Here is a 9961-nt window from a genome sequence, read left to right on the forward strand (position 1 = left end):
AGTGGCAGCGCGCGCTTGACGAGGCGACCGGCCGCCGCGCCGACGCAGGCGATCCAAGACCGGTCGTGATGCCCATTCTGCGGCTGCTTGCGAGTGGCCCCGAGGCGGCTGCGCAGGCCGGCGCGATGCTATTGGGCACAGCGGCCCGTGCGCTCTGGACCGAGGCGCTTCGACGCGCGCCGGCCGAAGGGCTCGAATTCTCACTAGAGGACTTGCGGCTGCCCGATGGACGCGATCCAGGCGCGAGCGCTGTCTGGTGCCCGGCGAGCCACCTTGCAGGTGCGCCGCGTCCCTGGGTGCGCCTGCTCGGCATGACATCGCGCTCTTGGCCGCGCCGCACGGCCGAGGACCCACTGATACCGGCCCACATCCTGCCGCGCTCTGTGCTTGACCCTGATCCCGTCGCCGAGCAAGATCGACGCGCCTTTGCCGTCATCACCAGTCAGGCGGCGCGCGGCTGCGTTCTCTCGCGAAGCCGGCGTAACGCTCAAGGTGGGCAGTTGTCCGCCAGCCCGCTGATCCCGCAGAGCGCATCTTTGCAGATCCTGAAGCGGGCGCGCATTCCGCAGCATGCATTCAGCGAGGCCGATCGTCTTCTTGCACGGCCGGACGAAGCGGCGACATCGCCGGCGCTCACCGCAGCCAATCTCTGCTGGCGCAACTGGCGGCGCCCGATCGTCACCGCCCACGATGGCCAGGTTCGCGCAGACCATCCCCAAATCGTCCGCGCAATCGGTGATGTCCAGTCCGCCACCTCCTTGCGGCTGATGTTGCGCGATCCGCTCGCCTTCGTCTGGCGCTACGCGCTGGGCTGGCGCGCGGTCCCAGAAGACGATCAGCCCCTCACGCTGGACGCACGCTCTTATGGTGAGCTGGTCCATGAGTTGCTGAAGCGCACGGTTGATGCGCTCGAACCTGTGCCGGGCTATGCGCGTGCGTCCCGGGAGGAAATCGAAGCTGCGCTCGCGACCTCGACGGAGACGGTCCGCACGCATTGGCCACTCAAGCGATCGGCGCCGCCCGCGTTGCTCTGGAAACACACGCTCGCTGCCGCAGCTCAGCTCGCCCTCAAGGCACTGACGCTTGACGAGACGTTCCAACCCGGTACGCGAAGCTGGACGGAGCTTGCTTTCAGTCAAGCTGGCGATGGTGCGATGGCACACGATCTACCCTGGCGCCCCGATTCCCTTGTTACGATTCCCGGTACCCAGGTGCGCATCCGAGGCAATATCGATCGGCTCGATCTCACCGGCGACCGTCGCGGCGTGCGCGTGTCGGACTATAAGACCGGCGTAGAACCGCGCCGAGCGGAGGAGATCGTGCTTGGCCGCGGTGCGGAGCTTCAGCGCGTCATCTATTCGGTCGCGGCCAGTCAGTTGCTCCCCGACAATCCGCGCGTGATCGCGCGCCTCGTCTTTCTCGGCAACAAAGAGCCGAGGCCCTATCGCCTACCGGACGTCGACCAGGCGATCGCCGAACTCGGCGGGCATGTCACGGCGGCCATCACCCTCCTGCGCGGTGGCCATGCCCTGCCTGGCCCCGACGCTCAGGAAGAGCACAATGACTTCCGCATAGCCCTGCCGTCGTCGCCAGCAGCCTATCTTCAGCTCAAGAACGGCGCGTTCATGCGCGCTTTCGGAGGGTTTGCACGAGTGTGGGGCTGCCGATGACACTCGCCGACGATCCCGCACGGCTTCGCATCCTGACTGATCTCGACGCCACGTTGCTCGTCGAGGCCGCCGCCGGCACCGGCAAAACGGCGCTAATGGCCGGACGCCTGACCATGCTGCTCGCGCGTGGCACCGAGCCCGGCGCGATCGCCGCGATCACTTTCACAGAGCTTGCCGCGAGCGGGCTGGCGACGCGCGTGCAACGCTATGTCGAGGAGCTGCTTGCGGGACGTGTGCCTCAACCTTTGCGGCTTGCTCTGCCCAACGGACTAAACGTGGACCAACGACGCGCACTTTCCGGTGCAGCGGCGAAGCTCGACGAACTGACAACCGCCACCATTCACGCATTTTGCCAGACGATCATCTCCAGCTATGCGGTTGAGGCCGACATTGATCCGGGCGCGCGCATTCTTGACGCCGTTCAGGCGGCGGCGGCCTTCGATTCCGTCTTCGAGCAGTGGCTGAAACGGCGATTGAATGCGCCCGAGCGGCCAGGCGATGCCATCGCGACACTCTCGCGCGATGATCCGCGTCGCATCGTCGATACTCTTCAGGAACTCGCACGCTTCCGTCTCAGATATCGCGGCGCACGCGCTCTGCCCGCCGAGCTCGGCGGTCGGCCCGACATCGACCTGGTCGACGCCGTCGCGGACTTCCGACGCTGGATTTCGTCGCAGCCGGTCGAGCCCAAGACCCTAGAATTGGTCGGAGAGCTTGAGACGCTCGCCAACTTCTACGCCGGTAGTTTCGACCCTCCACCGGATTTTGCCACGCTCTGGCGTCTCGCCCATCCGCCACAGCTCGCGTGCATGCGCCGACACAGTTTCGATCTTCTCACGCCGAGACGGAAATCAGCTTGGGAGCGTGTCGCGGGCAAAGAGCGAGGCGCGCTCCTCAATGAAGAGGCGACCGCATGCTTTGAGCGGGTCAATCGCTGCTACCGGACCGTTCTTGGTCGGTTCGCGACCGCGCTTGTCGCCCAGCTTGCGGCCGAGCTCGACGAAGTACTCGATGACTACGCCGCCTTCAAACGGGCCGCTGCAGTCTTGGACTTCGACGACTTGCTCGAGAAGGCGCGTGCGCTGGTGCGCCAGCATGACGACGTGCGCCGCGCGCTTGGAGAACGCTATCGCCACATCTTCGTCGACGAATTTCAGGACACCGACCCTGTTCAGACAGAGATCCTCTTCGGGATCGCGGGGAAGGATCGCGCCGGACGCTGGCAGGACAGCGTGCTGCGTGCCGGGGCTTTATTCATGGTCGGTGACCCGAAGCAGGCAATCTATCGCTTCCGAGGCGCCGATATCGGCTCATACTCGCAGGCGCGCGCCGCTGTTGAGCGGCAATTGCCGGAAAATATCGTTCAGGTCACCGCCAATTTTCGTTCGCGTCCCGACATCCTTAGGCACATCAACCGCTGCTTCGCGCGCCCGTTGTCGGGAGAAGGCCAGCCCGGTTACGTGCCGCTCACGTCGACGCTCGGCGACCCCGATCATGATCTGCCCTGCGCGGCGCGAATCACAGTGGATGTGCCGCCTGATTCTCGGCCCGCTCAAATCCGCGACGCGGAGGCCGAAGCCGTTGCCGATCTCTGCACCCGCCTTATCGGCAATCTCCCTATCCGCGACGAGGACGGCGCAATCGTACCGCTCACTGCCGGCGGCATCGCCCTGCTTGCGCCAACTGGCGCCGAGCTTTGGCGTTATGAGCGCGCGCTCGAGCAGCGCGGGCTGCCGATCGCCTCGCAGGCCGGCAAGAGTTTGTTCCGCCGGCAAGAAGTGCAGGACCTGCTCGCGCTAGCTCGCGTACTCGCCGACGCTGGCGACACATTGGCCTTCGGCGCGCTGCTGCGTGGCCCACTGGTCGGGCTTACTGAGGAGGAGCTACTCGACATCACCGTGGGTCTTCCGCCGCATCTCGATCGCGCCGAAGCGCCCCAGCGCTTCTCGGTGCTGACCGATGTCGATCATGTCGCCCATCCTCTGGCACGTCGCACGCTCGCGATCCTACAAGACCTCAGAAAACGCGTGCGGGCGACCACGCCTGCGCTGCTCTTGGCCGAAGCGATCGAACGCCTCGCGGTCCGTGCAACCCTCGCCGCGCGCGAGGGTGATCGTAGTGCGCGCGCGGCCGCCAATCTCGAAGCGTTCCTGGAACGTGCGCGGCCTTACGGTGTGCGAGGCCTCAGGAAGTTCGTTCGGGATCTCGCCCGGGAATGGCGCGACGGCGTGCCCCACAATGAGGGACGAGTTGATGCGGAAGGCGATGCGATCGAAATCATCACGATCCACAGCGCTAAGGGTCTCGAATGGCCGGTGGTAATTCCGATCAACACCGGCACCTTGCTGCGCTCGCGCGAGGCATTCGTCTACCGCGCCGACGACGAAACACTGCATTGGCTGATTGGCGACGTGGTTCCGCCGGAACTGCTTCGCGCACTCGAGTCTGAAGACGATAGCTTGGCCCGCGAGCGGGAGCGCCTCTGGTATGTCGCCTGCACGCGCGCCCGCGAACTTCTGATCGTTCCGGAATTGCCTCAGGCTGAGCAGCGGTCCTGGGCACGGATCGTTGATCTTGCGCATCGGGACTTGCCGCAGCTTGTCCTGTCGCACTTGACGCCGGTCGCCCGCGTGACCGACGTCGCGCCTCCGAATACGCAGACGCCGGAGCTGTTCGGGGCAGAGCGTGCCGCGATCGCCGCCGCGGCGATGCCGCTCCAGTGGCTGCGGCCAAGCGATCACGATCCTGATCGAGCGCCAAGAGGTGAGGCGATCGCGATGGAGCCTGGCGAAGCCCCAGAAACCGAATTGCCGGTCGGCGCCGGCCGCGTGCGGGGCCTTATTCTCCACAAGCTGATGGAGGAGATGCTTACCGGCGAACTGGCCGAGGAGATGCCGGTCGTCGCTGCACGTGCGCGAGTGCTGATGACGCAGCTTATAATTGATGCTGACAACGGAGCGAAGCTTCCGGACCCAGAGGAAATAGCGGTGACCGTCGCGCGCACCCTTGCACTGCCCGAAATCGCCGCACTCAGGCCAAGCCTCGCTCCGGAGTGGCCAATTTATGCGATGCTCTCGGCTTCACCCGCGGCGACTGCGCTGGCTGGGCGGATAGATGCCATCGCTGTTCAAGATGGTCAGCCTGCCGTTGTCCTGGATTGGAAGAGCGATGTCGCGCCCAGCGAGCAGGATAGGCGCGATCATGCCGCTCAGCTGAGCGACTATCTTCGTGCCACAGGAGCACCTCGGGGCGCCGTGGTTTACATGACGGATGGCGTCATTCGGTGGGTCACGACTAGAACGCCACGGTAAAATTCGTGAGGCGGTCTTTTGGACGCTCCCGATCGGGGCTGCCCACCCGGCTAAGCACTGCAAACGGGTTGCGTTATGACGGCGTGGCTTTCACGACGGCAGATTTTTGGGGGTCATACCGATCTTCGTCGTAGTCTGTAGGAAAATCGGCGAGCTCGGTCTGCTTTGTATTTATCAGGCGTTTTGGCTGCGCCTGATGATAGATGGCGAAAGGTTCTCTTTCCACCTTGAACAAAGAACTCAGCAATTTCAGCGCAATTGGCGCGCAGCGCGTTGACAATTTGGACGCAGCCCAAAATACGTGTCAGATACTAATCGTCGAGTTGACTCTCGAACTTCATTAGGAGGAACTCGGCTATGCCAGGCCCTTCCAAATGGAGGCCGATCTCGTCGAGAGGATTATCCGGTGAACCCGACTGAGAGCCCCAATTCATCGTGCTCACCACGACGTGATCTCTGTCCCACAAAAGAAACTTTGCATGGACTTGCGGATCCTCCACGGCGATCAGATCGACTACACCATGTAGCCGTTCGCGGTGGGCCTTGACGTGCCGCCGTTTGATCGGCCCGGTCTGGCGCGAGTAGTAAACACGGACGTCGTCGAGTCGGCGTCCTGCGATTTCGGCGGGGTTAAAGATCGCCGGCACCATGGGAGCTCCGACCTTGTTGGTACAGCAGACAAATCGCTCTTCGGCTTCGTGAGCAACCCTCCGAATCAATCGCTCATGATCGTCAGCCTGGAGAATGCTCATCCGAACTGGAATACTCCCTCCAGCATCGGCGCTAGATGTTAAGGCGCTCCGCGAGCGCCTTAAATCCGATGCTATGAATTGGAGCGTCTCAATCGAACGGCTGGCGCTTGAAAGAGGTGACACGATAGAACGCAAAAGATCCAGGCCCGCCGCGGCCGCGCGGTTCTCTGTCAGCTCGACAGACACCTCCAAGGCAGAAAAGGGCGACGACAGCCAATTGGAGGAGCCGAGCACGACGACAGCGCCGCCGTGGCCGTCATCCGCGGCAAGGCATTTCACATGGCTTCGAACAGAATCGCGCTGCGTGAACACAAAGCCACGCGCGCGACGGACCGACGAGAGCCGCATATTGAGCTCCTGCATCGCGATCGCGTTCTTTCTGTCGGTGTCTAGCGCAGTACCGTAGAACAAGTGGCAGCGCACGCCACGCTGCGCAGCCTGTTCAAGAGCTTTTCGAATGCGTTCATGTTGCTCCGTGTATTTTTCGCCGTGAGGCGTCACAAAAGTCGAAAGTACGAAAACGTCTTCCTCGGCCTGACCCACGATGCGTTCGAAGCATTCGAGATGCTGTTCGCCGCCGACGATCAATTGATCGGTGCCAATCATCGTATCGACGGTCACTGACCGGCTTGGCTGCGGATCGCTAGCTTCCGGCAGAATACCAGTCCTGATTGTTGCTTGAAGAGCGCCGATCAAGTCCTGGCTGGCCCCCTCAGGGAGCAATCCGTTCTTGACGTCGTTCAGTTCGATCGCGAGATATTTTCTTTCGAGAACGGAGTTGATCGTTTGAACGCCGCGCAGCCATTCGCCGGGACGGAGCATGCCGGCGACGAGCTGCGTTACGCGGACCGCCATTGTGTCATCGGTCTCATCTGGGCCCGGAGGAAAGTTGACCTTGTGATCTGTATGGGTCATCCGATAGAGTGGAGCGGTCTCGACGTCGCGGTTGCGAAAGACCGAGTGTCCGACCTTCTCCAGCACTAGACTGATGTGAATCTCCCGATCTTCAGTTCGCTCCGGCAAGGCGCCACCCAACCGGATGAAGTCTTGACCGACGCCGCTTGTCGCCAATTGAGGGACAGGAGCCAGGCGAAGCTCGACCAGGCCGAACTGCATCAACCGCGCGATGGTCGAGCCCGCGACCTGGCTTGGAATCCCGAGCGACGTTGCCACCTCTTCGATCGTTTCTGGGGTGCGATCGAGCGCGAGCAGGATCATTTCTTCGATTGGACTCCATCCCCATGTGCGTTGAACGATGGCGCGCGCGCGATAGTGCCAAGCGGGAAGGTAGATTTTCACGCCGGAAGCCTCCCGTTCTCGTCGATCGCGACGATGGATGCGCCTTTCACCTTAATGCTAGGAGCATCCTTCCTGACGAGCTCGTAATCGGTCCCGGCGAGGGTCGCGAGCTCCTTCAGCATCTTTCGTAGGAATTCAAGATCGTCCTTTTTTGCATCCGGATCGATTCCTTCGACCACTTCGCGAATGAAGCGCTGGCTTGTGGCAAGAATCAGCTTTTGCTTGGCGCGGCTGAGCAGCACATTCATGCGCTGTGGGCTTTTGACGAATCCGAGCGCGCGCGATCCCACCATGACATTGTTGCGCGTAAGGCTGGCGGCCACGACATCGGCTTCGCCACCTTGGAAGCTATCGCTGGTAAAGACGAACTCACCATTACTGCGCGGGCTCGCGAAGCCGAACAAGGTCTTGTCTTTCCTGACTTGGCCGCGCAGTAAGCGCTTGAACCATCTCACCTGCGCCGCGTAGGGCGAGATGATCACGAGGGTCGGTCGGCGGCCGTCCGCGCCAACTATCGGCCGCAACCCTTTCAAGGCCGCTATCAAGGCCTGCGCCTCAAGCTCGTTGCGGAATGATCGCTCCACTTTGTGTTCGAAATGTCGCCGTTTTGACATGCTGAGGGGCGGAAAATCGAGAAGAACGATTGGAGAGGTGAGGTACGCGACCGTGGACGTGACCGTTAGCGTGCGACGCTTGACGCGGTCGGAGGGAGCGAGCTTTCTGTCATAAAAAGTATTCGAGACGAGATCGCCGATGGCGGGGTGCATGCGGCTCTGTTCCAGCAGCGTGTTGACGATCGTGCTCGGACGCCCCGTGTCCTTTTCGCGCTCAATTTCGCGCTCAGCTATTGATCGAAACGGTTCTTCAAGACGCGCCGCTGTTGCGAGAGCCTCCCTCATCAGATGTTCGCTCGACTTAACTGTATCAAGCGCCTCAGTAACTTCCGGCGGTAGATCGGAGATGGTTTCAAGCCGCTCCTTCGCGTCCCGCAGCAGATCAACTGCGCGCTCGGGATCGTAGAATTGTTGCCGCTGGGCGGCATCGAATGGAGAGAGTTGGTTGTGATCGCCAACCATGATTCTTCTGTTGCCCAGCAATAGCGCGCCGATCAGTTCCGCACCGTTGGCGCGGGCCGCTTCTTCGACGATGACCCAGTCGAATTGATCGCCATCGGCAATCATCTCCTCGATGATGTGCGACGATGTCGTGGCAAGCGTGACATCGGAAGAGCGCAGCAGCAGATTGTCGGTATCGCGAAATACGCGTTCCGCAACCGTCGCTTCCGACGCATCAACGGGCCGGAGCGCCTGCTTGATTTGATAGCGTTGGTTGACCATCATGCTTTCAGCGGCGTGGTCGACCGTCGAAACGGACCTAAGAAGATCAACGGAGCTCGCACGCAAGGAGCTGACTTCATCGGTCGATCGTGTCCGCTCGACACGAACGACGATCTTCGTGCCGCTCGCCAGTGTCGCCTTGAGTTCGTCCTCCATTTGAATCAAGGTCTCGTGGTTTTGCGCCGACACTAGAAGCCTTGCGTCCGGTGTTTTGTCCAGAATGCTTTTGACAAGATTCGAAATTAGGAACGTCTTGCCGACGCCAGGAGGGCCAACAACGACATTGATGGACTTGCCTGATACGATTGCGTCCCATGCCACCTTTTTCGAACCGTCCATCTCGTCCGGCGGCACCGCATTCGGGGTCGCAATATCACGTAATACTTCGTCCAGCGCGACCTGCGCCGGATCGTCAATCGCTCTCAAGAGTTCAATATTCGTCCGGGCCGCCACAATATTTTGAAGGCGGCGGCGAATTGCGCGTTCAAATCCACCATCTCTTCGAGGACGAAGAAAAAGAAGCTGCCCCGGTACAACAGCTTCGCTTGTCGCGAACGTGAACGGTAGGCGGCCGTCGACGACACCGCCCGTTCCCTCATAACTGAGTTCCGGAAATCGCTCCCGATCGCCGGCGAGCGCGTCGCTGCGTGAAAGAGTCCAATTTGGTTTGCCGTCGTCGTACTTCAATTCGCGCGCCAAGGCGTCGTATGCCGGGCGCAGTCCCATCAGCTTGCGTCGCATGTCCCGGTCGGGATCTTCGCGGGAGGCGATCCAGGCCAAATCTGAATCCCCGCCGGACGGCGGGTGAAGCACTTCGACGGGATAGATTCGGAATTGCTCCCGCAGCCAGGTAAAGGCTTCGAGAAGAATGAGGGCGTACCAAGTGGGAATCTCTTCGACTGATCGGCTCACTCCTGTTGTGACACTCGCGTCAATCCACGGTTTGGCGCCAGGGCCAAGCCTGCGTACTCGCTCTTCGGCGCTTCTCCGAGTTCGCGCAAGATGAATCCGGTGGCGAACCTCGACGGCATCATAGATGTAGTCGTCAGGCCGCCTCTTGTTGGCGTTCTCGATCATGCCGACATAGTCATCGATGACTTTCACGCCATACGCGGCAAGGTCGGTGACGATACGCACGAAGGCCTCATCTACGACAACAGTGCGTACCGTTGGTCCGCTGAGATCCTCTTCGACAAAACGGAGGACCGCATCCCTATCGTCAGCCGGGATGGTGCCCGATGTAAGCGATGCAAGGTCGCTTTGGGTAACCTGGGTGGAAGGGTAGAGAATTAGCTCGCCTTCGCCGCTTGACCCCGACCGGTCAAGATCGGCCACGACCTCGGCGATCTCGTTTAGCACGATACTTCCGTCGAAAAGCTGGTAGCGTGGCGGATCGGCAAGACGATTAAGCATGCGTCGCTCGATCGACAGCAGGGAAGGACCGCCGCCGTCCTCGGTCAGGCCGAGGATCCGCGACGCTGCCTGCCCAAGATCACTCCAGTCCCGGCGAAACGAGACGGTGCCGGAGGGCCGCAGCAGATGTCCCGCGCCGCCCACATCGCCGTCGGCAATGTGTACGCACGCTTCGTAGC

4 protein-coding genes are annotated in these 9961 nt (G+C 61.6%); 2 read left to right on the forward strand and 2 right to left on the reverse strand.

From position 1 onward, the window contains the following. Together KAY22_RS10220 and KAY22_RS10225 are read left to right on the forward strand one after the other, a co-directional pair. Window positions 1-1670 (forward strand): PD-(D/E)XK nuclease family protein (locus KAY22_RS10220; RefSeq protein WP_296622932.1); only part of this gene is annotated, 1670 nt, incomplete at its 5' end. Beyond that, window positions 1667-4981, forward strand: a complete 3315-nt coding sequence (locus KAY22_RS10225) for a UvrD-helicase domain-containing protein (RefSeq protein ID WP_006022641.1) — start codon at window positions 1667-1669, stop codon at window positions 4979-4981. The genes KAY22_RS10220 and KAY22_RS10225, both read left to right, overlap by 4 nt. Window positions 4982-5292: 311 nt before the next feature. Here the strand turns inward: KAY22_RS10225 and KAY22_RS10230 are convergent, their stop codons facing one another. Next, entirely contained in the window at window positions 5293-7032 is a 1740-nt protein-coding gene (locus tag KAY22_RS10230; RefSeq protein ID WP_006022640.1) for a phospholipase D-like domain-containing protein, read from the reverse strand. Beyond that, on the reverse strand, window positions 7029-9961 hold a 2933-nt coding region (locus KAY22_RS10235), incomplete at its 5' end, for an AAA domain-containing protein (protein WP_296622947.1). The genes KAY22_RS10235 and KAY22_RS10230, both read right to left, overlap by 4 nt.

The sequence above is a fragment of the Rhizorhabdus sp. genome (assembly GCF_018006725.1).
Lineage (GTDB): Bacteria > Pseudomonadota > Alphaproteobacteria > Sphingomonadales > Sphingomonadaceae > Rhizorhabdus.